At 60.8% G+C, this 22,772-nt stretch carries 29 protein-coding genes and 1 pseudogene; 2 read left to right on the top strand and 28 right to left on the bottom strand.

Annotation, left to right across the window (positions count from 1 at the left end; translation table 11 throughout):
• Positions 1 to 53: 53 nt before the first annotated feature.
• On the bottom strand, positions 54 to 443 hold the full coding sequence (locus VGB22_04005; GenBank protein HEX9750441.1) for a response regulator: 390 nt from the start codon (positions 441 to 443) through the stop codon (positions 54 to 56).
• A gap of 187 nt (positions 444 to 630) precedes the next feature.
• On the opposite strand from VGB22_04005, the gene rlmN reads away from it, so the two are divergent.
• Complete coding sequence (gene rlmN, locus VGB22_04000) at positions 631 to 1,719, top strand: 23S rRNA (adenine(2503)-C(2))-methyltransferase RlmN (protein HEX9750440.1); 1,089 nt, start codon at positions 631 to 633, stop codon at positions 1,717 to 1,719.
• Positions 1,720 to 1,739: 20 nt separating this feature from the next.
• Here rlmN and VGB22_03995 read toward each other — a convergent pair whose 3' ends face one another.
• The 9 genes and pseudogenes from VGB22_03995 to tyrS all read right to left on the bottom strand — a co-directional run bounded on the left by VGB22_03995 (position 1,740) and on the right by tyrS (position 9,750).
• The gene (locus VGB22_03995; GenBank protein ID HEX9750439.1) at positions 1,740 to 2,303 is read right to left on the bottom strand and encodes a hypothetical protein; all 564 of its coding nucleotides are present in this window, start codon (positions 2,301 to 2,303) and stop codon (positions 1,740 to 1,742) included.
• A 23-nt stretch (positions 2,304 to 2,326) separates the two neighbouring features.
• Positions 2,327 to 2,542: pseudogene (locus VGB22_03990) on the bottom strand (hypothetical protein).
• 25 nt (positions 2,543 to 2,567) lie between these two features.
• Positions 2,568 to 3,044: a hypothetical protein gene (locus VGB22_03985; protein HEX9750438.1), complete on the bottom strand. Its 477-nt coding sequence runs from the start codon at positions 3,042 to 3,044 to the stop codon at positions 2,568 to 2,570.
• A complete protein-coding gene (locus tag VGB22_03980) occupies positions 3,041 to 3,622 on the bottom strand; it encodes an FMN-binding protein (GenBank protein HEX9750437.1) in 582 nt (193 codons plus the stop codon). Before VGB22_03980 ends, VGB22_03985 begins: the two co-directional genes overlap by 4 nt.
• A gap of 18 nt (positions 3,623 to 3,640) precedes the next feature.
• Complete coding sequence (locus VGB22_03975) at positions 3,641 to 4,681, bottom strand: FAD:protein FMN transferase (GenBank protein HEX9750436.1); 1,041 nt, start codon at positions 4,679 to 4,681, stop codon at positions 3,641 to 3,643.
• Positions 4,682 to 4,722: 41 nt separating this feature from the next.
• Positions 4,723 to 5,904, bottom strand: coding sequence for a hypothetical protein (locus tag VGB22_03970; GenBank protein HEX9750435.1), 1,182 nt, complete (start codon positions 5,902 to 5,904; stop codon positions 4,723 to 4,725).
• Between the two features lie 180 nt (positions 5,905 to 6,084).
• Positions 6,085 to 7,137 (bottom strand): phosphate acetyltransferase, encoded by a 1,053-nt coding sequence (gene pta / locus VGB22_03965; protein HEX9750434.1) that lies wholly within the window; start codon positions 7,135 to 7,137, stop codon positions 6,085 to 6,087.
• A gap of 240 nt (positions 7,138 to 7,377) precedes the next feature.
• Positions 7,378 to 8,491 (bottom strand): peptide chain release factor 2 gene (gene prfB, locus VGB22_03960; protein ID HEX9750433.1). Its coding sequence is split into 2 segments (ribosomal slippage): positions 7,378 to 8,436 and positions 8,438 to 8,491, totalling 1,113 coding nucleotides; the frame shifts between segments, so codons are not numbered across the junction.
• Positions 8,492 to 8,502: 11 nt separating this feature from the next.
• Complete coding sequence (gene tyrS, locus VGB22_03955) at positions 8,503 to 9,750, bottom strand: tyrosine--tRNA ligase (protein HEX9750432.1); 1,248 nt, start codon at positions 9,748 to 9,750, stop codon at positions 8,503 to 8,505.
• A gap of 238 nt (positions 9,751 to 9,988) precedes the next feature.
• On the opposite strand from tyrS, the gene VGB22_03950 reads away from it, so the two are divergent.
• Complete coding sequence (locus VGB22_03950) at positions 9,989 to 12,082, top strand: PBP1A family penicillin-binding protein (protein HEX9750431.1); 2,094 nt, start codon at positions 9,989 to 9,991, stop codon at positions 12,080 to 12,082.
• Positions 12,083 to 12,102: 20 nt separating this feature from the next.
• On the opposite strand, the gene deoC is transcribed toward VGB22_03950, so the two are convergent.
• The 18 genes from deoC to rpsE form a co-directional block, all read right to left on the bottom strand.
• Positions 12,103 to 12,969: a deoxyribose-phosphate aldolase gene (gene deoC, locus VGB22_03945; protein HEX9750430.1), complete on the bottom strand. Its 867-nt coding sequence runs from the start codon at positions 12,967 to 12,969 to the stop codon at positions 12,103 to 12,105.
• On the bottom strand, positions 12,953 to 13,246 hold the full coding sequence (locus tag VGB22_03940) for a EutN/CcmL family microcompartment protein (protein HEX9750429.1): 294 nt from the start codon (positions 13,244 to 13,246) through the stop codon (positions 12,953 to 12,955). Before VGB22_03940 ends, deoC begins: the two co-directional genes overlap by 17 nt.
• On the bottom strand, positions 13,243 to 13,668 hold the full coding sequence (locus VGB22_03935) for a cytidine deaminase (GenBank protein ID HEX9750428.1): 426 nt from the start codon (positions 13,666 to 13,668) through the stop codon (positions 13,243 to 13,245). The genes VGB22_03940 and VGB22_03935 overlap by 4 nt, the downstream gene beginning before the upstream one ends.
• 13 nt (positions 13,669 to 13,681) lie before the next feature.
• Positions 13,682 to 14,875, bottom strand: coding sequence for a phosphopentomutase (locus VGB22_03930; GenBank protein HEX9750427.1), 1,194 nt, complete (start codon positions 14,873 to 14,875; stop codon positions 13,682 to 13,684).
• Complete coding sequence (locus tag VGB22_03925) at positions 14,872 to 15,282, bottom strand: hypothetical protein (protein HEX9750426.1); 411 nt, start codon at positions 15,280 to 15,282, stop codon at positions 14,872 to 14,874. The genes VGB22_03930 and VGB22_03925 overlap by 4 nt, the downstream gene beginning before the upstream one ends.
• A 93-nt stretch (positions 15,283 to 15,375) precedes the next feature.
• Positions 15,376 to 15,825 carry a 50S ribosomal protein L17 gene (rplQ, locus tag VGB22_03920; protein HEX9750425.1) on the bottom strand — a complete coding sequence of 150 codons (450 nt, stop codon included), beginning with the start codon at positions 15,823 to 15,825 and terminating at the stop codon, positions 15,376 to 15,378.
• 20 nt (positions 15,826 to 15,845) lie between these two features.
• Positions 15,846 to 16,850, bottom strand: a complete 1,005-nt coding sequence (locus VGB22_03915; protein ID HEX9750424.1) for a DNA-directed RNA polymerase subunit alpha — start codon at positions 16,848 to 16,850, stop codon at positions 15,846 to 15,848.
• A 28-nt stretch (positions 16,851 to 16,878) separates the two neighbouring features.
• Positions 16,879 to 17,502: a 30S ribosomal protein S4 gene (gene rpsD, locus VGB22_03910; protein ID HEX9750423.1), complete on the bottom strand. Its 624-nt coding sequence runs from the start codon at positions 17,500 to 17,502 to the stop codon at positions 16,879 to 16,881.
• A 43-nt stretch (positions 17,503 to 17,545) separates the two neighbouring features.
• Positions 17,546 to 17,941 carry a 30S ribosomal protein S11 gene (rpsK, locus tag VGB22_03905; GenBank protein ID HEX9750422.1) on the bottom strand — a complete coding sequence of 132 codons (396 nt, stop codon included), beginning with the start codon at positions 17,939 to 17,941 and terminating at the stop codon, positions 17,546 to 17,548.
• 43 nt (positions 17,942 to 17,984) lie between these two features.
• Entirely contained in the window at positions 17,985 to 18,350 is a 366-nt protein-coding gene (rpsM, locus tag VGB22_03900; protein HEX9750421.1) for a 30S ribosomal protein S13, read from the bottom strand.
• Between the two features lie 49 nt (positions 18,351 to 18,399).
• Positions 18,400 to 18,513: a 50S ribosomal protein L36 gene (gene rpmJ, locus VGB22_03895; GenBank protein HEX9750420.1), complete on the bottom strand. Its 114-nt coding sequence runs from the start codon at positions 18,511 to 18,513 to the stop codon at positions 18,400 to 18,402.
• Positions 18,514 to 18,527: 14 nt separating this feature from the next.
• Positions 18,528 to 18,746: a translation initiation factor IF-1 gene (gene infA, locus VGB22_03890; protein ID HEX9750419.1), complete on the bottom strand. Its 219-nt coding sequence runs from the start codon at positions 18,744 to 18,746 to the stop codon at positions 18,528 to 18,530.
• A 1-nt stretch (position 18,747) separates the two neighbouring features.
• Positions 18,748 to 19,509: a type I methionyl aminopeptidase gene (gene map, locus VGB22_03885; protein ID HEX9750418.1), complete on the bottom strand. Its 762-nt coding sequence runs from the start codon at positions 19,507 to 19,509 to the stop codon at positions 18,748 to 18,750.
• Positions 19,506 to 20,069 carry an adenylate kinase gene (locus VGB22_03880; protein ID HEX9750417.1) on the bottom strand — a complete coding sequence of 188 codons (564 nt, stop codon included), beginning with the start codon at positions 20,067 to 20,069 and terminating at the stop codon, positions 19,506 to 19,508. Before VGB22_03880 ends, map begins: the two co-directional genes overlap by 4 nt.
• A gap of 23 nt (positions 20,070 to 20,092) precedes the next feature.
• Positions 20,093 to 21,406 (bottom strand): preprotein translocase subunit SecY, encoded by a 1,314-nt coding sequence (gene secY / locus VGB22_03875; protein HEX9750416.1) that lies wholly within the window; start codon positions 21,404 to 21,406, stop codon positions 20,093 to 20,095.
• A 53-nt stretch (positions 21,407 to 21,459) separates the two neighbouring features.
• Positions 21,460 to 21,945, bottom strand: a complete 486-nt coding sequence (gene rplO, locus VGB22_03870) for a 50S ribosomal protein L15 (protein ID HEX9750415.1) — start codon at positions 21,943 to 21,945, stop codon at positions 21,460 to 21,462.
• Positions 21,946 to 21,963: 18 nt separating this feature from the next.
• Positions 21,964 to 22,146 (bottom strand): 50S ribosomal protein L30, encoded by a 183-nt coding sequence (rpmD, locus tag VGB22_03865; protein HEX9750414.1) that lies wholly within the window; start codon positions 22,144 to 22,146, stop codon positions 21,964 to 21,966.
• A gap of 18 nt (positions 22,147 to 22,164) precedes the next feature.
• Positions 22,165 to 22,758 carry a 30S ribosomal protein S5 gene (rpsE, locus tag VGB22_03860; GenBank protein HEX9750413.1) on the bottom strand — a complete coding sequence of 198 codons (594 nt, stop codon included), beginning with the start codon at positions 22,756 to 22,758 and terminating at the stop codon, positions 22,165 to 22,167.
• Positions 22,759 to 22,772: the final 14 nt, after the last annotated feature.

Raw genomic sequence — 22,772 nt, 5'->3', positions numbered from 1 at the left:
TGATACGTAAATCTGTGTGCAACGCACAAAAATTTTGCCAAAAAAAGCCGCCGCTATTTGTTCACCGACATCAGCACGATTTTGACAATATCCAGCAGCCGTTCGCACGAGAACGGTTTCTTCACGTAAAGGTTGCCGCCCGCACGGAAACTGCGCCCTTGATCCTCCTCGGCGTCCTTGCCGGTCAGAAAGATGATCGGGGTCTGTTGCATGCTCTTTTCATCTTTGAGCGTCTCGGCGATATCGTAGCCATCCATGTGCGGCATCATAATGTCCAGCAGGATGACATCGGGACGCCACTCCTTGGCCTTCTTGATGGCGCTTTCCGAGGTATTCTCCACCGAAACGTCATAGCCCGCCGTACTCAGAAAGGCATCGACGATCTCGGTAATTCCCGGATCATCATCAACGACTAAGACTTTGGCGCTATGCTCATGGAACATTGGATACTCGCACACGGCACAATGTGGCCTATTCAAGTTGTCGGACCATCCCGGAGAGCTCTTGACGGAATTATGCCAGTTTCCTGCCCGCTTGCGTCGATCAGCGGTTATTCTTGAGTTGAGGACGCAGCAGGTCGGGATTGCTGCGCCTGCTGAATCGGCATCGCAGAGCGATGCCCGTAACAGTATGCACAATAACGCCTTAACAATCGCCTCGCATTCCCATGCGGCCGAGCCCTCGACTCGGACTGACCTATTGGGGCAGTCGCTGGGGCAGCTTGAAGAAGCAATGCAGTCGCTGGGCGAGGCGCCGTATCGCGGGCGGCAGCTCTACCGCTGGATCTACCGGCGCGGTGCGACTGATTTCGAATCGATGACCGATCTGCGCCTGGAACTGCGCTCGCTGCTGGCCGAGCGCTTCACGATCGACATTCCCCAGCCCGAGTCGATCCAGCATTCCCCCGACGGCACCGACAAGCTGCTGTTCCGTAGCGGCAAGGATCTATGGGAATCGGTACTGATGCGCGATGGCCGCAGGCGTCGCACGGTCTGTGTCTCATCGCAGTCGGGGTGTGCGCTGGGATGTGTCTTCTGCGCGACCGCGCGGATGGGGCTGCGGCGCAATCTGACGGTCGGTGAGATTGTCGGGCAGGTGATGGCGACAGCGCGGCTGCTCCCTGATGATGAATGCGTTACGAATGTCGTCTTTATGGGCATGGGCGAGCCATTGCAGAACTTCAAGACCGTCAAGGCGGCGCTGGACATACTGACGCACGATGAAGGGCTGGCGATTTCGCACAATCGGGTCACGGTCTCGACTGTCGGGCTGGTCCCGGCGATGCGCAAATGGGCCCAGGAGAAAGTGCGCGCCAAGATGGCAATCTCGCTGATCGCGCCCAATGACCCGCTGCGGTCCGAGCTGATGCCGATCAATCGGCGCTATCCATTGGCGCAACTGCGCGACGCGGCGATCGCGGTCGCCGAGAGCACCAAGGGTCGTGTCACATTCGAGTATGTGCTGATGGACGGGATCAACGACTCCATCGAGCACGCCCAACAGCTTGTCACGTTCATCCACGGCATCCCCTGCAAGATCAACCTGATCCGTTTCCACCCCAACCCCGAGAGTCCGTATCGCCGCCCGCCCGAAGAGCGCGTCCTTGCCTTCCGCGAATACCTCTACCCGCGCTGCCCGGCAGTCAACATCCGCAAGTCCTTCGGCGTCGACATTGACGCGGCGTGCGGGCAGTTGGCGGGGAGAGCCCAAATCCACTGACCAAGGTCAGTGCCACATATTCACTGCCCAGACTGTTCGATGGCTACTTGAATCACGCACAAGACAGAATCCTTTTGTATCCTGAGTTCGGCGTAGCTTTGATTCAAGTCCACCAGTGATTCAACTTGATTCAACGAGTCTGCGCTGTGTCCCATCTGGGCCAAGAGTTTGGCTATACGACGATCCAATCCGAACCACTCTTCTTCCACTAATTCTCTTAGAGGCTCCAATGCTCGCTTGATCTCATACGTATGAACTGAGCCACCCGCAAATCCTTTCGCACCCGCACGATTACGACCAGCTTCGATGCTATCTGAGATGGCCCCTTCGGTCTTTATTAGGAGTCGTCGAGTTTGCTCAAGTTCTGTGACAAGCAATGTCCTACCCTCTTCACCAACGAGATTGTTCAGCCTTACGTTGACAGTAAGCGCCTTGTCACGAGCATCGAACGCTACGGCTACTGCCAACAAAGACACGACAGTAGTGATCCAGAACTTCGCGTCTTTCCACCACGGCCGGTTCGATTGTATTCGATTGTGCGGAGTCAGCTCGGCGGTCTTCTCTACGAGTTCAGTGTTCTTCATTGCACCTGCGCTGCAGTCCTTCGTCAGCGGGTTCGTGGCCCTGATCGCTCCACTTCGCTCGGGACAAGCACTCTCGTCAGGGCTTGCCATATCTCGCACGAATTAAGTAAATGGTGGGCAGAGCCCACCCTACAAATCCACGAATCGGCTACCCCCCCCGGTCGCGACGCCACCGCCGCGACGGCGACGGCGTTGACGATGTCTTCGGCGGAGCAGCCGCGTGAGAGATCGTTGACCGGGCAAGTCGGTACGACATGGGCCAAGCTAATTCGACGACGGCGTCAGGCAGTTCCAGATCACCGTCGTGCACATGGCAATATACCCGGCCAGCATCAGGAAGGAAGAGGGGAAGACCAGCCAGTTGGCCCAGGCCAGGCCCTCGCGGATCAGCCACAGGCCGCCGAAGGTCGACAGGAGGGTCAGGAGCGTTTCGACGGGGATCAGGGTTTTCCATGGGGGCGGGGTGTCGGCGGCGATGTAGAGTAAGCCGACCGCGAAGAACAGCATGCCCATGCCGAGCAGGTGATTGTGGACGATTTCGAGCATCTCCCCCGTCGATTTGCCGAATTTCATGCGGTCTTCGTTGCCGTGGTAGTGATCGACGATCCCTGATGGGGAAACCGCGGTGTTGTGGACAATGAACGCCAGCCCGACCGCATACCCCAAGGCCACGACGACCACGAAAGCCAGTGTCAGCAGGCGTAACGGACGCGACCAGGTGCGCAGCCGCGGCAGGGTCATGGCCCCCCCTCCCCCGTTGCCGGCGGATGCAGGAGGGCCGCGACCGCCAGGACTTTGCGGATTCCGGCATTGAGCGCATTGACCGAGATGGTCGCGCCGGTGATGTTGATGATGTCGCGGTTGATGCGGATCGGGTCGTTGAGGGACTTGCCCCGATACTGTTTCAGAAAGCGCGTGCGCTGCACCTCTCCCCCCCGGCTCTCACGGTAGACCAGCACGCGGGCATCAACGATTCGCAGCGCGGTATCAACGCCGGCCATGAAGGTGATGGGGCGGTATTTGCCGCGTTCCTCGGCGATGACGGCTGTTCCTGCACGTCGTCCCTGCGCAAAGACATCAAAATAGACGAACGCGGAGTCACGCACATGTCGGCCCAGCAACGCGCGTAACGCCTCACGGCGGATGGAATCGAGGGCAATAACGCCGGGATGAGCGGAATCGGCATCGGGAAAGATCGCCGCCAGGGCATGCTCCTCCGAAGTGAGAACCTGCACAGTACCGATTTCGTCTTCTGTCGGCTCCTGCGCGTATCCGCGCGGGCAGGACATCGGAACGAGCAAAATCACGAGGATGGGCACCGGGGTTCTCATGCGTCTTTACCCGCGCGGCAAGGGCACGGCGGTCAAATCGATCGGACCGATCGCCTGAATGCGGAGGCCAGTGCCCGAATCGGCATCGGTGATGAGAACGGCCGCGAAATCTGGATGCGCCGAAAGCCAGCGCGTGGCCCGGGCGGAGCCCATCACAAACAGCGCCGACGCCATCGCATCGGCCGCGAGGGCATCATGAGCGAAGACGGTCGCCGAGAACAAATCGGTGATTGCCGGTCGGCGTGATCGGGGATCCATCAGATGGCCGATGCGCCTGTTGTGGTCGTCGAGCCGGTAGTTTTCATAGTCACCCGATGTCGCCGCGGCCGGGAATATATGGCGGACCCGGGCTACAATTTCGTGCCGCGTGCCCGCCGGGTTGCGTATGCCGCAGGTCCACTCCGGGTTGCCGTGCGCAACGGCACGCGCGATATCGCCGCCGCAGTTGACCAGCGCCTCGACCGCACCGTGGCGGAGCGCGGCCTGTGCGGCCAATCCGGCCGCCCATCCCTTCGCCCAGCCGCCCGAATCCAGTTGCAATTGGGGTGTCTCGCGCCGCAGGCATACCCGCGCCAGATCCAGTTCGATTGCCCGATGATCGCATGACGATGATTGATTGCCGTCGACGGCGCGGTCGATGCCTTCGCGAAATCCCCAGCGCCTCATGAGCGGTTCGACTGTGGGGTCGAAGGCACCTGCCGACGCCGACGCCCAGCGCAGCGCCGCCGCGATGCCGTTGAGAATGGATTGATCGTCGATGGCTACGTGACATCCACGGTCGTGATTGATCCGAGAGAGTTTGGAACGGCGGTCGAAGACCGAGAAGGTCCGATCGATTTGCCGGATGGCGTCCTTGGCCACGGAGATCGCGGCGGCGGCCCCGTCCGAAGTGTGTGCGCGCACCTCGATCAGGTTCCAGCCCCCCATAGACCACAGAAGGTCTGAGTACCTGTCGCCGGGAATCTCGACAAGCCGCCGAAGAGGCGCCGGGATCAGCGCGCCGAGGGCCGACATCGCACCGAGCGCGACAAAGCGCCGTCGTGTCATCGGAATCGGATCGATCCGGTTCACGGTCAGTCGGTTCAGGATCAAAAGTAGGTGGCGACGGAGAAGCTGAAGAGCTTGTCCGGCCTCGACCAGGATTCGGTCCCGGATCCGCGAGACCAGCCCCAGCGGTAATCGGCTTTGACCACGCTGCGTTCGACCGGACGGAAGTTCAAGCCCACGGTCGCCTGCTGTGTGTCGTCACCGGAGGCGTCGGCATTGAAGTCGACATAATCCCAGCGCACGATACTGGTGAAGACGCTTTCGGGGTATCGCCGGATTGTGCCGAAACCGAAGTGATAGTTCGCCTGAGCATACAGACCGCGTTGGGTAATGTCGGCTGAACCGGTCTGCGCGAGGCGCAGTTCGGCGGACGGGATCTCGGCATTCACCAAGGCCGCCTCACCGAGGAACTGGAACGGACCGCGTTGCCAGTCCCAGTCGGCCGCAGCGATGGTCAGTCGATGCTCACCGGCGGGGTCATAGGTGCCGCTGTGCGCGGACACGCCGACATCCAGACCCAGCATCGGCGAAGCCGAGAGACGGCCCGTGACGGCTTTGTTTTCGTTGTTGTCGCTCTTCTGCGAGCCGCGCCCGCCGCGCACACGCAGATCGCCGGCGCCGGTGATGATCTTCTCGTTGAAACCGTTGACGACGTACAGTTCGTAGCCGACGACCCAATCGCCCGGGTACAACACGCCGAACACACCCATCCCGGATTCCGAAAGCGTAGTCGGGATCAGTTGGCTCGACACCGGAGGACGGTTGGTGAGGTCCTGCAAGGGGCTGTCGTGGGTGAGGTTTAGCTTTCCCAGCGGGGTCAGGATCACCCCGCCGCGAAATCCGAATGCATCGCTGATCACCCAGTCCATGACGGCGAACTCCAGCTTAATCTCGCCGTCACTAGTGCCGCTTCCTTTCACCAGCCCGCCGTGTTCGAATTCGATCTCCGCGGTGACATGAATGTATTCGGTCGGGGAGGCAAAGATGAAGGGAATGAAACGGTGCTGATCGAAGGTCGAATGGTCGGGCTGCACGAAGAGTTCATGATCCATGTACCCTCCCAGCGCGATGCCACCGCTGTAATTCTGCAGGTAGGGTTTGTCATAGATTCCTCCGGGAACTGATGGTCGGCTGCCCGGAGCCAACTGTGCGCCAACCGGTACGGCGGTCATTGTCGTCAGCCCAAAACTCAGGAGAACGATCCTGATTGCTGATCTCGTCATTTGATATGTCCCCTTGGCGGATTGAAAGTTAGGTGCGCCTAAGTTAGTTCCTTCGGAAAAACCCGCGGCGATCATAGCGCCAGACGATTGTTAGGTCAACCTAACTTTTCTATTCGGGGAAGACTGGTCCCACATTCTGACAGTTCTGCCTCAGCGACGCATGCGGAGGCCCAAGGACAGCTATCGCCCGGGCCGGGAGGTCACCGCGGCGACGGCGACGGCGTTGACGATGTCTTCGGCGGAGCAGCCGCGCGAGAGATCGTTGACCGGTTTGGCCAGACCCGACAAGAGCGGGCCGACCGCCTTGGCGCCCGCCATCCGTTCGGCGAGTTTGTAGGCGATGTTGCCGGAGTTCAAGTCGGGGAAGATCAGGACATTGGCCTTGCCCGCAATCATGCCGTCGGGGTCTTTGCTGCGCGCCACCGAGGGGACAAGCGCCGCATCAAGCTGCAACTCGCCATCGCAGATTAGCGCCGAATCGCGCCGACGGATCAGCGAGAGCGCCTCGGTGATCTTGTCGAGCATCGGATGTTTCGCTGAGCCTTTGGTCGAAAACGAGAGCAGCGCCACACGCGGTTCATCGCCGGTGAGCAATCGATACGCACCCGCCGAGGAAATCGCAATGTCGGCAAGCTGCGCGGCATCGGGATCGGGCACCACACCCGAGTCGGCGAAGATGAAGACCTTGTTGAGTTCGTCGTTGAATCGCGGGAAGACCATGAAGAAGTATCCCGACACGGTCTTGATCCCCGGCGCCAGCCCGACCACCCGCAGCGCCGCGCGCAACAGATCGCTGGTGGTGTGCGCCGCACCGCCGACCATGCCATCGGCCGCGCCGGTGCGCACCATGAGCGCTCCATACCAGAGGATGTCGGCCGCTTGTGTGCGCGCCGTGTCGTCGGTCGGGAATTGGTCGGGACGCAGCTTGCGCAGTTCGGCGGCATACTCGGCCAATTGCGGCGACAACGCCGGATCGATGATGGTCACTTTGCGCAGAGACAAGTGTTCGGCTTCGGCGGCTTGACGAACAGCGCGTTCATCGCCCAGCAACGTGACCTGCGCGATTTCTTCGGACGCGAGCGATCGCGCGGCCATGATCACGCGGGGATCGGTCCCCTCGGGCAGGACGATGCGCGCTTTGATCCGTCGCGCCCGCTCGCGGATGTGTTGCAGGGGATTCATCATATTGTCGGTCGCCTCTTCATCCAGTGACGATGGTGCTGTGTGCGACATGGACTCGGTCTCATGATCTCGCTTTGGGTACGGCTGCGGTTTCCCTCACCCCTGCCCTCTCCCGATTGGAGAGGGAGCAGAAGCTTTTAAACTCTCCCTGTGTCCCTGTGTCCCTGGGTCCCATACGAAGACGAGGCAGAGAGGTCGTCCCGAGTCCCGAACACAGCAGTGCGCGGGACGGAGGGACGGGTGAGGGAAAGATTGGAATCATGGCCAATTCCTCTCAATAAGCTCAATCGTTTACGATTCCGCCTGCGGGACAGTCATGACTCCGGCCTGTCCGTGGCTGAGGAACCCTTCGATGAAATCGTCGATGTCGCCGTCCATGACCGCCTGCACATTCGATGTCTCCACGCCGGTGCGGTGATCCTTCACCATCTGGTAGGGCTGAAAGACATAAGAACGAATCTGACTGCCCCACTCAATCTTTTTCTTGGCTTTCGCCATCTCGGCTTTCTTGGCGTCGGCCTTTTCTTTCTCGAGCTGATAGAGCCGCGCGCGCAGGACTTTCATCGCCGCTTCGCGATTCTGGCGCTGCGAGCGTTCGGTCTGGCATTGCACAACGATGTTGGTCGGGATGTGCGTGATGCGCACGGCCGATGAGGTCTTGTTGACATGTTGGCCGCCTGCGCCGGAGGCGCGGTACGTGTCGACGCGCAAATCCTCATCCTTGATCTCGATGACGACTTCTTCCCCGGCCTCGGGGATGACAAAGACCGACGCGAATGACGTGTGACGGCGCTTGTTGGCGTCGAATGGCGAGATGCGGACCAGCCGATGCACGCCGACCTCGGCCTTCAAGTGTCCATAGGAGAAATCGCCCTGCACTTCGAGCGTGACCGATCGGACTCCGGCTTCATCACCGGGAGTGTAGTCGAGCGTGTCGTAGCTGAAGCCGCGACGCTCGATCCACCGCGTGTACATGCGCAGGAGCATCTCGGCCCAGTCGCATGATTCGGTCCCGCCCGCGCCGGAATGGATCGTGATCAGGCAGTCGTTTTGGTCGTCTTCGCCGGAGAGCAGCGATTGAAACTCGAATGTGCGGACATCCCCGGTGAGTTTGGCGGCCTCGGAGGATGCTTCGTCCCTGGCGGATTGGTCCGCTTCCTCCTCGGAGAGGTCCCAGAGGGTTGCGGTGTCCTGCAGGCGCTGCTGCAACGAATCGTAGCGGACGACCCAAAACTTAGCGCGCGAGAGCTGCTTCAACGTGCTGCGCGCGGCCTGGCCATCGTTCCAGAATTGGCTCGATCCACTTTGCTCTTCGAGGTCGGCGATCTGTCGGCGCAGACCATCAATGTCAAAGGAACCTCCGCAGCCGTTCGAGCTTTTCGTTGATTGTGTCGAGACCTTCCATCAGTGCCCCCGTTATTCCCTGGAGAATGCGATCCGCTTAAAGAAGCGTTTGCCCACGTTCAGGACAAACGGCCGGTCGGTGCCGATCGTGCCCTGCGGGTCGGTGAATGAGGTGAAATCGGCGCTGTCTCCGTCATCATACATGATGCGGACTCCGCCCTGCTCGATTTTGCGTTTGGATTCGCTGGTGCTTTTGGCGGCGCCCGCCTCGACCATGATCCGCGACAGCGGCAGGTGCGTCTCCGACGAGATGATGGCAGTCTGCTCGATCTCGTGCGGCACCTGCCGCTCGGAAAACTGTCGGATGAACCCGTCACGGGCGCTCTTCGCCGCCGCCTCGCCGTGATACATCCGCACAAGCGTTCGGGCCAACTCGAGCTTCAGGTCGCGGGGATTGGCGCCCGACCGCAGCGATTGTTTCACCTCGTCGATCCGCTCCAACGTGGAGTCGGTGACCAATTCGAAGTAAGACACGATGAGATCATCGGGAATCGACATTGTTTTGCCGAAGATGGTGTCGGGCGGCTCATCGACACCGATATAGTTGCCGGTCGACTTGCTCATGCGCAGTTGCCCATCGGTGCCGATCAGGATCGGCAACGTGAGGATCACTTGCGGCTCGACGCCATAATCCTGCTGAATCTGCCGTCCGGTGAGCAGATTGAACTTTTGTTCATTGCCGCCGATTTCGATGTCGGCTTTGATCGCGACCGAATCGTAGGCCTGCATAAGCGGATAGAACAGTTCATGGATCGACACCGGATCACCGCCGCGGTAGCGTTTTTCGAAATCGTCGCGTTCGAGGATGCGCGCGACGGTCACGCGCGATGCCAGGTGCATGATCTCGACGAACGACATCTTCGCGAACCACTCGCCATTGCGACGCACCTCGGTCTTGCCGCGGTCGAGAATCTTGAAGAATTGATTCTGGTACGTTTCCGCATTGCGGAGCACATCGGCTTGGGTCAGTTGCGGGCGTGTCGAGGAACAGCCCGACGGATCACCGACCATGCCGGTGTAATCGCCGACGATCAGAACGATCTGATGTCCCAGGTCCTGGAACTGTTTGAGCTTGCGCAGACCGACCGTGTGCCCCAGGTGGATGTCGGGTGCGGTCGGATCGAATCCTTGTTTGACCCGCAGCGGTCGATTCTCGGAGACGGCGCGTCTGAGTTTGCGTTCGAGCTCATCCTCCGGGATGACCTCGACGGTCCCGGAACGAATGATCGCCAATTGTTCTTTGACCGGCCGCATCGCCATGGCAGTAACCGTCGAAACGCGAACAACTTGACCATGATACGCGCGACATGGTCGCAGCGCCACGGGCTTTTTCCTTGACGGTCTCGCGGCGCGGAGTGACGTTCGCATCTGGGGGACTAATCGCCGCATCGGAACCGACCAAAGACGTGTAGAAACCAGCGTGACCAGCGATCAAAACCGTCATCTCGCGGCCGACGCGGTTCGTCGGCTGCCCGACCGTCTCCGGACGTCGCCACCCATGCGCCGGCGGCGTTCGCTGTGGACGCGCGCGTCGTTCGTGTGGCCGGTGGTGATTGTTCTGTTTCTGGTCGCGGGGTGGATCACGGTCACGCTTGTCCGTTACGCGGGCGAGCTGCCGCCGATCGAGGCGGTCTACAACATTGAGCCGCGTCTGGTGACACGGGTCTACGACCGCGACGACAACCCGGTCCATGAGTTCTACACCGAGCGCCGTGTCCTGGTCCCGTATGAGAGCATGCCCCCGCAGTTGACACGGGCGCTGTTGGCCACCGAGGACCGCGAGTTCTACGATCACTGGGGCGTGCGCTGGCAGGCGATCATGCGCGCGGTGGTCATCAATTTCCTGAAGGGGCAACGCGCCCAGGGCGGTTCGACGATCTCGCAGCAATTGGCGCGCCAGTTGTTCCTGACCCCGGAGAAGACGGTCCAACGCAAGATCAAAGAGTGGATGATGGCGCTCAAGCTGGAGCGCACTTACGCCAAAGATGAAATCCTCGAGATGTATTTGAATCACAACTACTACGGATCCGGCGCCTACGGCATCCAGGCCGCTTCGATGACGTACTTCGGCAAGGATGCATCGGAATTGACGCTGCCGGAGTGCGCGGTGCTGATCGGCCTTTTGCCCGCGCCGTCGTTGTATTCGCCCAAACGAAATCCCGAACTGGCGCTCAAGCGCCGCAATGTCGTATACCGCTCGCTTCTGACGGTCGGCGACATCGATCAGGCGACGTTCGATTCATTAAAGATTTTACCCGTCGAACTCAATGAGAAGACCGTCCTCGCATCGCAGGGCGATTACTACGCCGAGGAAGTGCGCCGTTACATCGAGAAGACATACGGGACCGATGCCCTGTACACGGAGGGATGGTCGATCTACACGACGATCGACACGGCGCTGCAGCGTGTCGCCGAAGAGGTGATTCACGTCCGTCTCGATTCGCTGCGTGCGGTTGCTGAAGCGCGGCATCCCGCCGACGATCCGATCTATACGTATCTGATTCGCGATACCGCGACCGGCGAGATGGTGCGTGTGCGCAAGCAGCTTCAGGCCGCGGTCACGGTCATCGACAACGAGACAGGCGGCGTGCTGGCGATGGTCGGCGGCTACGACTTCAAGGAGAGCCAGTTTAATCGTGTGACGCAGGCGCTACGCCAGCCCGGCTCGGCATTCAAGCCGTTCGTGCTGACCGCCGCCGTTGAAGCGGGATTTAAGCCCTCCGACACGATTTACGATTCGCCGATCGTGATGAACATTCCGGGCACGGAAAAAGAATGGGCGCCGAACAACTTCGACCGGCAGTTCAAGGGGCCGATCACGATCCGGCAGGGATACATGGAGTCGCGCAACCTGATCGCGATCAAGCTGCTGCTCAAGCTCGACGTGCGTCGGGCGGTCTTCTGGGCCGAGCAGATGGGAATTACGACGCCGATGAAGCCGGTGCCGTCGTTGGCGATCGGCAGCTCTGAGGTCACGCTGTACGATCTGACCGCCGCGTACACGACATTTCCTAATCGGGGCATCCGCACACGGCCGGTGCTGATCCGTAAGATCGTCGACCGGTTCGGACGCGTCATTGAGGACCACACGAATCCCGAGCGCGAAGAAGTGCTCTCATCTCCCAATGCATACGTCGTTTTGCACGTGCTCAAATCGGTCATGGATGGCCCCACCGGGACAGGACGGGGCGCGCGTACGAGAGGGTTTACACGCCCCTGCGCCGGAAAAAGCGGCACCTCGAACGAGTACATGGACAATTGGTTTCTGGGCTCCACGCCACAGGTGACGTGCGGAGCCTGGGTCGGTTACGATCTGAAGACGCCGATCGGCGGGTACCACACCGGCACCGGATCGGCGACCGCCCTGCCGATCTGGACCGAGATCATGAAGTTCGCCACGCGCGATCTGCCGCCGAGCGACTTTCCTGTCCCCGACGGCGTCATCCTGACCACGGTCTGCGATGAATCGAATCGCCGCGCGTCGGACCAATGCCACCGCGTACACGAGGAAGTGTATCTGGATTCGGCCGACACGATGGAAGTCTGTCCCCTGCATGATCCCGGCGCGAATCGGCGGAAAAGACGGATCTGACCATCAATAGTCGGACGCGACTATCTCGCCCCCAACTCCCACATAATCGCAATCGACGACGACGTGCCCAGACGGTCAGCCCCCGCATCGAGCATGGCGCAGGCGGATTGGGCATCGCGGATGCCCCCGGCGGCTTTGATCTGGACACGCGAACCGAGCGCGCGTTTGAGCAAGTGGACGTCGGTCGCGCGCGCCTGTGAATACACTCCGGTTGAAGTCTTTATGAAATCAGCGCCCGCCTCGGCCGCCAGCACACCCGCACGCACGATGTCGCACTCATCGAGCAACGGCGCTTCGATGATGACTTTCAGTTTGATTTCGCGGCCAATCGCCCGGCGGACGAGGGCGATGTCATCGTAGTAGGCGCGAAGTTCGCCCGAATGCAAAAGCCCGCTGTTGGCGACCATGTCGATTTCGCGCGCGCCCGATTTGACACACTCCAGCGCTTCCGATGCCTTGAGTTGTGAATCATGCGCGCCCAATGGAAATGCCACCACGGAGCAGACGGCGACATCGGTACCACGCGTCTCAGATGCCGCCCCCGAAACGTGGGGCGGGCTGACGCAGACTGACGCGAACCGGTAATCCCGTGCCTCGCCGCACAGCGAGGCGATGTCGTCACGCGTCGCCAAAGGTGACAGATTCGTATGATCGATGACACGTGCGACACTGGTCACAGTGCGTGTCGGGCGGCCCGGCTTGACGGTCAACGGAGCAGTCACGCGCTGTTCACGGATGATGGTGATACCGGATTGGGCGGCCTGGTCGTGCGCGGACGGTGTGATAATCGCGTTGATCGGAACAAGCAGCCGGTCTGACACACCTTTCAAATCGGCGGCCGTGATGAGCACGCGTCGCGATGGGACGGTTTTAGCGCTTGCTGACATATCGATACGCTGAATCGATGTCGAGTTGGTCGACGATTCCGACGATGGAGTTGTCGGTCGCAGTACGTCGCGTGCGCTCGGTCAGTCGCGCCGACGAACCGGCCACGGTCAAGACCCACTCCCCCACACCGGCCCCGACCGCGTCGGCGCAGATGGCATAGTCGTCGGTCGGCTTCAAATCGCGATCAACAAAGCGCACGACCAGCAATTTGGCGCCATCGAGCGCGGCATGCTGACGGCCGTTCCACAGCGTTCCGGCGACAAATCCCAGTTTCATGCGTTCGGTCTGTTCCCGTCGGCGGAAAACGGGCGATCGCCCAATTCGGTGAATCGTGCGCGCCAGATCGACTCGCCGCTGATCAGAAGAACCGAGGGATTGGCGGAAAACTCAACGATCACCGGACGGCAGAGATTGCAGGGCGGCCACAGGCGCTCATCGGGCGCGATCACCACAACGGTGCTGAAGTCACGATGACCGGCGGCGATTGCCGCTCCGATGGCATTGCGTTCGGCGCACACTCCGAGTTCTCCGGCCAGATTCTCAACATTGCAGCCGGTGAAGATCGATCCCGCAGCAGTTATCACAGCGGCGCCGACGAGTTTGTTCGAGTACGGGGCATGCGCCCATTCCTGCGCCATGCGCGCCAACGCGATGGCGCGTGTCTCCAGTTCGCTCAGTCGGTCGGCCGGTATCAACATAAGAGCGTGTGGATCATTCGGCTTCAGCAATTCGGGGGATGATGTCGCCCAGGAAACTGGTCGCCGCCGCTCTGTGGGGAACTCCGAAGACTTCCCCGATCGTGGCCGCCAGATCCGCATACGTATCGCGACAACCCAGATCAACACCGCGTCTCAGGCCGGGTCCATAGGCAAGCAACGGCACCAGTTCGCGGGAGTGATCGGTCGACGGGGTTGTCGGGTCGCAGCCGTGATCGGCAACGATGAAGAGTGCGTCATCTGCGTTCAAGATCGGAAGACACGTGCCAAGCTGCCGGTCAAAACCCCGCAATGCGGCGGCAAAACCGTGCGGATCATTGCGGTGTCCCCAAGTCATATCGAACTCCACCAGGTTGGTGAATATGAGCCCGCGCGGGTGATCCCGCAATGCCGACAGCGTCCGGCTCATACCGTCGAGGTTGTCATGCGTGTGAATCTTGACCGATAGCCCGCGTCCGGCAAACAGATCATCGATTTTCCCGATCCCGATGGTCGGGACACCCATCGTCATCAGGAGGTCGAGCATCGTCGGTTCCGGGGGCTCCAGCGAAAAATCTCGGCGTCGCTCTGTGCGTGTGAAGTGTCCCGACTCACCGACAAACGGACGCGCGATCACACGCCCCACGGCGTGGGGACCGTTGAGAATCCGGCGCGCCACACGGCAGCATCGATACAATTCCTCGACTGGAACAATCTCCTCATGGGCGGCGATTTGAAAGACCGAATCCGCAGATGTGTAGACGATCAGCTCTCCGGTCTCGATGTGTCGCTTCCCCCACTGGGCGATGATTTCGGTCCCCGAGGCGGGGCAATTGCCGACGACCCGGCGCCCGGTCGACTCGACGAACGCATCGATGATACTCGATGGAAAGCCGTCCGAATAGGTCGGCAGCGGCCGACGCAACGTGACGCCCATCAATTCCCAGTGCCCGGAGGTCGAGTCCTTGCCCGCCGCCTGTTCCCGCATCGTGCCGTAGCAGCCCAATGGCTCTTTGTCCGGGGTCATGCCCGCGATGTCGCTGAGATGTCCCAGACCGAGCCGCCCCAGATTGGGGCAGTCCAGACCGCCGACAGCACGGGCGGTATTGGCGATCGTGTTGGAACCGGAGTCGCCGAATGCCTCGGAATCGGGCGCCTCGCCGATGCCGCAGCCGTCCAGCACAATGACGATAACCCGACTCAGTTTCATCGCGAATCGACGCTGTCGGACGAATCGGCCGACTCGGTGACCGGCTGCAGCGGCGCCGACGCGGCGATGCCGACATAAATCCCCAGTGTCGCGATTTCTTCCGTGTCCATGATGCCGTCTCGGGCGCAGTCGGCATAGGCATGAAAAAAGGCGCGCGCCGAATCGACCGGCATCTCACCGGATCGCAGCCGTTCCAATTGCCGCCGGCATCCATCGCGCCACTGCTCTGCCGATGCGACCGGGGCGATGACGCTGTCGGATACCGCGGCGAGTTGTTCAAGCGCATGGACTATAGGAAATGTGGCGGCACGATTGCGATTCCGCGAACGCACGAGACCCATCGAACCGAGGATGACAAGCCCGCAGACGATGATGATGCCCAGCGACAGATGGAGGATACTGCGCATGCGATGCGGCCTGGTCTCAACTTGTGACGACAGACTCAAAACAAAAAAGGGCAACCCTCGCGGATTGCCCACTGCCTTCTCCGGGTGCCGATCCTACCCCGCAGCTTCGGCCGCGGCGGGCTCGCTCTTCTTTCGCCGCTTTGACGACTTGCCCTTCTGATCGTCGGACTCAGGCGTCGCGGTCGTCACGGGCATCAGCAACTCGACGCGTGCCAACTGCGCACCGTCGCCCTTGCGCGTCCCCAACTTCAGCAGACGGGTATAGCCGCCCTGACGGTCGGCGAATTGCGGAGCGATCTCCTCGAAGAGGCGTCGCAGGATGCCGCGATCCTTGATGCGCCGCGCCGCCATACGGCGTGCGTGCAGATCGCCGCGTTTGCCGAGCGTGATCAGCTTCTCGGCCACCGAACGCACGACACGCGCCTTGGGCACAGTCGTTACGATGGCATTGGCACGGAACAACGACGAAGCCATGTTCCCCAGCATCGCGCGACGATGCGCCGCTGTGCGTCCCAGTTTGCGTATGGTGCGGCCGTGTCTCATGATATTGATAGTCCCGTGTGTCAGGCGAGCGATTCCACCGCCTGATGCTCGTGCGGATCCTTGTAACGGTCGACATCCATGCCGAAGTGCAGGTTCATCTCAGACAGGATGGCGTTCAACTCGGTCAGCGACTTGCGTCCGAAGTTTCGGTATTTGAGCATTTCCGATTCGCTGCGCCGCACCAAATCTTCGAGGGTCATGATGTTGGCCGCCCGCAGGCAGTTGGACGAACGAACCGACAACTCCAGTTCGTCGACCCGCAGCTTGAGCAACTGGCGGATGCGCAGCGTTTCATCGTCGATTTCGGGCGACATCTCCTCGACGAACTCCTCTTCGATGGTGACAAAGAGCTGGAAGTGATCGCGCAGAATCTTCGAAGAGTACGACAGCGCATCAGCCGGGGAGATGGTGCCGTCGGTCCAAACGTCCAGGATCAGCCGGTCGAAGTCGGTGCGCTGTCCGACGCGCGTGTTTTCGACGGAGTAGTTGACTTTGGTCACCGGTGAGAACATCGAATCGACCGGGATCGTACCGATCGGATCGTCGGCACGCTTATTTCCTTCGGCCATGACATAGCCGCGTCCGGAGGTGACTTCCATCTCGATGCGGACACGCGCCGCCTTGGTCAGCTCGATGAGGTGCAGGTCGGGATTGTGAATCTTGACGTTTGAATTGCCCTCGATGTTCGCCGCGCTGTAACGCCCGACTTCCTCGACGTCGAGGACCAGCATTTCGGGCCCGTCGGAAATCAATTCGGGCCGGACTTGCTTGATGTTGAGGATCAGGTCGGTCACGTCCTCGTACACGCCCGGAATCGTCGAGAACTCATGGACGACGCCTTCGATGCGGACATTCGTCACCGCCGCCCCCTGAATCGATGACAGCAGGGACCGGCGCAACGCGTTACCGATCGTGTTGCCGAACCCGCGTTCCAGCGGTTCGATATAGAAGCGCCCGTAGCGGCGGTCACCGACACCGTCGTCGGCCACCGCTTCCCGCGGCATGGTCAGCGCTCTCCACTTCATGCGTCACTGCCTCCCAGTCGTTGTAGGCTTAGCGTGAATACAACTCCACGATCAATTGTTCCTGAGCGGTCGTCGGAATCTCCATCCGCGACGGAATCGCCAGGAGCTCTCCTTCCAGGCGCGCCTTGTCGACCCTTAGCCACGACAAATCGGTGCCGCGGCCACCGTCGCGCAGTGCCAAATGAATAATGTCGAGGCGCTTGGACTTGTCGCGCACCTTGATGACCTGACCCGGCGCGACCTGATACGAGGGTATATCCACGATTTGATCGTTGACCGAAAAGTGCCGATGGCGCACCAACTGTCGCGCGGCCGGACGCGACGGGGCGAAGCCCAGACGATACACCAGGTTGTCCAGGCGGCGCTCGAGCGTGACGAGCAACAACTCACCGGTCACACCCCGGGAACGGACGGCGTTATGGTAGTAACGGCGGAATTGCCGCTCCAGAACGCCATAACGGATTCGGACCTTTTGCTTTTCGCGCAGTTGGATGCCGTATTCCGACGTCTTGCGTCGCGGGCGGCTGCCATGCTGCCCCGGACCACCGGGGGCCTTGTCGAGCGAACACTTGCCGGACTGGCAGCGGGTCCCGAAGAGGTGCTCCCCCTCGCGTCGGCACAGCCGGCTTTTTGGTCCTGTATATCGTGCCATGAACTATTCCCTCAATCGTTGTTGACGTTCGGTGATCGGGGCCTCAGACTCGTCGACGTTTCGGCGGCCGACAACCGTTGTGCGGAATCGGCGTTGTGTCACGAATGGACGTGACATGCAATCCGGCCGCTGAGAGCGATCGAATGGCTGCTTCGCGTCCCGAACCCGGTCCTTTGACATTGATATCCACCCGACGCAGGCCGAGATCCATCGCCTCACGGGCCGCTTCGCTGGCCGCCTGCTGCGCGGCGAATGGCGTGCTCTTCTTGGAGCCCTTAAACCCGCGGCGTCCCGACGACGACCACGAAATGACTTCGCCGTTCATGTCGGTGATCGTGACGATCGTGTTGTTGAAGGTGGCGCGAATAAACACGCGGCCGTTGGGCTCGACGCGTCCCCGTTTCTTGCGTCCTTTTTTCTTTTTTGGCTGTTCCGCCACGTCATGCTCCTGTGATCTTGTTGACGCTCAAATACCGATCCGGCTATCGGCGGGCTCCCAGCGCCCGCCGCGGTCCCTTGCGGGTGCGCGCGTTGGTCTTGGTGCGCTGGCCGCGAACCGGGAGATTGCGTCGGTGACGCAGGCCGCGATAGCTGCCGATGTCGATCAGCCGCTTGATATTGATCTGCACTTCGCCGCGCAATGCGCCTTCCACGCGGTGGTTGCGTTCGATCTCTTCCCGCAGCTTGAGGGTGTCTTCCTCGCTCAGACTGTGGACACGCGCGCTCGGATCGACGCCAGTCGCGGCCAGGATCTTTTCGGCAGTGGACCGACCGATGCCGTAGATGTAAGTCAATCCGACGACGACCCGCTTTTCCTTCGGAATGTCGATTCCCGCAATACGTGCCACACGTCCTCCTGCCGACGGCCCGTTCGTCACCCACGACCGGGCGTCGCGCTCATCCCTGCCGCTGCTTATGGCGCGGGTTGCTGCAGATGATCCGCATCACGCCGCGCCGCCGGATCAGTTTGCACTTGTCGCAACGGGGTTTGATCGATGCTCGAACCTTCATGCCATACCACCCAACTATTTGTACCGATACACAATGCGCCCACGTGACAGATCGTAGGGGGACAATTCCAGCGTCACCCGATCACCGGGCAAGATTTTAATATAATGCATTCGCATCTTTCCCGAAATATGCGCGAGCACTTTGTGGCCATTATCCAATTCGACCTGAAACATGGCGTTCGGCAACGGTTCCAGCACCTTTCCTTCGACCGTTATGGCCTGTTCTTTGGCCAAATCAGGCGTCCTCTCCACTGCTGACCGTCAGAATCCTGGGGCCCGTGGCGGTAATGGCCACCGTATGCTCAAAGTGGGCCGAAAGCGACCCGTCCGAGGTGCGGACGGTCCAGTGGTCGTCGTCGAACTTCACATTCGCCGTCCCGGCGTTGAGCATCGGCTCGATGGCCAGGACCATCCCGGCTTCCAGGCGGGGCCCGGTGCGGGGCTTGCCATAATTGGGAACTTGGGGCTCCTCGTGCATCTTTTGACCGATTCCATGGCCGACCAGTTCCCGAACGACCGAGAATCCTTGTCCTTCCGCCAATTCCTGCACTGCGGCTGAGATGTCGCCCAGATGATTCCCTTCCCGCGCCTGGTCGATGGCTCGGTCCAATGCCTGGCTGGTGACCCCAAGGAGCCGCTCGGCATCCGAGGAGACCGGCCCGACTGTGAGCGTGCGCGCCGCGTCGCCATACCACCCATCGAGTCGTACCCCGACATCGATAGACACAATCTGCCCATCCTCGAGAACGCGGCTGCCCGGTATGCCGTGGACAACCTCGTCGTCGATCGACACACAGAGCGTCGCCGGATACCCCTGATACCCCTTGAAGGCCGGCTCTCCGCCGTGTGAACGAATGAATTCCTCGGCGATCCGGTCAAGCGTCTGAGTCGGGATGCCCGGCTGGGCGTGCTCGGCCATCAGATCGAGCGTGCGGGCAACCAACAGCCCCGCGCGCCTCATCCTGGCAATCTGGTCGTTTGTCTTAACCACGATCATGCGGTCGCCAACTGTTGAATCTCGGAAAACACGGTGTCGATCGGGCGCTCACCATTGAGTCGCGCCAGCAGGCCCTTGCGACGGTAGTAGTCGACCAACGGCTCCGTCTGACGACGATAGACATCGATACGATGCGCGACGATGGTGTCGCTGTCATCGCTGCGTGTCTCCTCGACGGCTCGCCCGGCGAGACGTTTGGAAATCTCGCCGTGCCCGACTTCAAACAGCACCACCCGATCAAGAGTCTGACCCAGCTCCCCGAGCATCGAATCGAGCGCCTCGGCCTGCGCCTGGGTCCGGGGAAAACCGTCGAGCACGTATCCCGAACCGTTTCGCAGATTGCTCAGCCGCTTGCGGATCATGTCGAGAATCAGCACGTCAGGCACCAGTTCTCCGCTGTCCATGTAGCTTCTGGCCTGCTGCCCCAATGGGGTGTCTTCGGCCACTTCACGTCGCAGGATGTCGCCGGTCGACAGGTGTTCGACATGGTATGTCTCCGCCAGCTTCCTGGCTTGCGTCCCCTTACCGGAACCCGGGGGACCCAATAAGACCCAACGCATCGTGCGCGCATCCCCTGGGGCGATCACATGGACCGGCCGCGGATCCGCCCCCGCTTCATAAACCCATCGTAGTGCCGCATGATCAGATGCGACTCGACTTGTTGCAACGTGTCGAGCGCCACGCCGACGACGATCAGGAGACCCGTGCCGCCGAAATAGTATTGCACGTTCAACTGCCGGATCATCAGATAGGGCAGGATCGCCACAACCGCAAAGAAGATCGCCCCCGGCAGCGTGATCCGCGTCAACACCCGATCAATGTAATCCGACGTGCGTCGTCCCGGACGGATGCCGGGAATGTACCCGCCGTACTTCTTCATGTTGTCCGCCAAATCGACGGGATTGAAGACGATCGCCGTGTAGAAGAATGCGAAGAAGACGATGATCAGGCCGTAGACGATCGAGTACACCGCGGCGCCGGGATTGAAATAGCTGCCGACGTCCTGCAGCCACTCGACATTCGGGAAGAATGAGAGCACCGTCTGCGGCGCAAACATGATCGACTGCGCAAAGATGATCGGAATCACACCCGCCGTATTGACCGACAACGGAATGTGCGTCGCCTGGCCGCCGTAGACCTTCCGCCCGACGACCCGCTTGGGATACTGGACCGGAATGCGTCGTTGCGAACGTGTGACCAGAACAATCGCAGCCACCACGACCACCATAAAGGCGACCAGGAACAACTCGGTAAACAAGCCGCGCCGTCCCGCCATCACTTCCCCGATTTCGGAGAAGATCGCCGAGGGGAATTGGGCGATGATGCCGATGAAAATGATCAGCGAAATTCCGTTGCCGATTCCGCGCTCGGTGATCTGCTCGCCAAGCCACATGATGAAGATCGTCCCCGAAGTGAACGTGATGATGGCAATGAACTTAAATCCCCATCCGGGCACCGGCACCACCGGCACTCCCTGTCCGGCGTTGATCGACTCGAGGAAGATGGCGGTGCCCAACGCCTGCAGGGCGGCCAACAACACTGTTCCGTACCGCGTGTACTGCGTGATCTTGCGCCGGCCCTCCTCGCCCTCTTTCTGGAGACGCTGGAAGTACGGGATGACGGATCCGAGCAACTGGATGATGATTGAGGCCGAGATGTACGGCATGATGCCCAAGGCGAAGATCGTCGCCTTGTAGAAGGCGCCGCCGACGAACATGTCGTAGAGGCCGAACAGCGTATTGCCGGCGGTGGCGAAAAACGCTCCCAGCGCCTGGGCATCGACGCCGGGAGTCGGGATGCTGCCGCCCACGCGGTAGACAATGAGTATGCCGACCGTCCAGAGCACACGGCGACGCAACTCCTCAACTTTGAATATATTGCCGAATGCGCCGAGCACGATTGATCTCTTACCCCCGAAAACTCAATAGCCCGATCCGGTGTTGCCGATGATCAGGCGGTCTTCTTCCCCGCCGTCGCGGGTGTCTTCGTCGTGATCGTCTGGCAGCGCCCGCCCGCCGAGGCAATCTTCTCCTGCGCCGAACGCGCGAAGGCGTGTGCGGAGACATTGATGGCGCGGCCGATATCGCCGCGTCCGAGAATCTTCACCGGACGGTCGGCAAACCGTATCAGACGGAGTCGGCGCAGAGTCGGCACATCGAATGTGCTGACCGACTCCTGGGCTGCCAAGGCGTCAAGATTGACGACCTGGTATTCGACGCGGAAGTGATTGTAAAATCCACGCTTGGGAAGGCGTCGATACAGCGGCATCTGGCCGCCTTCTTTGTGCACCATCAACCCGCTCCCCGAGCGGGCATACCGTCCCTTGTGCCCGCGTCCGGAGGTCTTTCCATGCCCCGAGCCGGGACCGCGTCCAACGCGCTTGCGTTTGCGACGTGAACCGGCGGGAGGCGTCAATGTCGACAGGATTTCACTCATACGGGACTCGCGTTCTGCTTACGTCGGCTCGACCTTGACCAGGTGCGCCACGGTGCGGATCATTCCGCGAATCGTGGGTGTGTCGCCGTGCTCAACGGTCTGATACAGCTTGCGGAACCCCAGCGCCTTGATGGTCCGCTTGTGCCTGACCGTGCCACGAATGGTCGACCGGATGTAGGTGATTTTCAATTTGCCGCTCATAAAGGTATTAGATGTCCGCTACTCGCCCTCAGGCGCATCCGAGGCGAATTGTGCGACCTCCGGCGGGGTCTGCTCTGACGGTGCCGCCTTTTTGTTGCCGTCTTCGAACGTTTTCATGCGGAACTTCGACAGCTTCTCGATTTTACGCAGCCGCAACAGGCCTTCCATCGTCGCCTTGACGACATTTTGGGGATTCTGAGATCCCAGCGACTTAGTCAGAATGTCCTGCACGCCGGCCGACTCCAGTACGGCCCGTACCGCGCCGCCGGCGATCACGCCGGTGCCCGCCGAAGCCGGGCGCATCATGACACGCGCCGCGCCCGACCGCCCGACAACCTGATGGGCGATCGTGCCATTCCTAATGTCAATCTCTTCCATCGACTTCTTGGCGGATTCCAGCCCTTTACGGATCGCCTCGGCGACCTCACTGGCCTTGCCCAGCCCCACGCCGACCTTGCCTTTGCGATCGCCCGTGGCGACAAGAGCCGTAAAGGAAAAGCGTCGTCCGCCCTTGACCACCTTGGCCACGCGGTTGATGTAGATCACCTTTTCGAGCAGTTCGCCGGTATCAGGAGCGCCACGCCACAAGTCGTTATCTCTCCGTTTGTGCAAACGAGTGGGCGCCC

The sequence above is a fragment of the Candidatus Zixiibacteriota bacterium genome, assembly GCA_036397555.1.
In the GTDB taxonomy this organism is placed as follows: Bacteria; Zixibacteria; MSB-5A5; order WJJR01; family WJJR01; genus DATKYL01.
The sequence above is the reverse complement of the archived record's forward strand: the minus strand, read 5'-3'. Positions and strand labels throughout refer to the sequence as shown.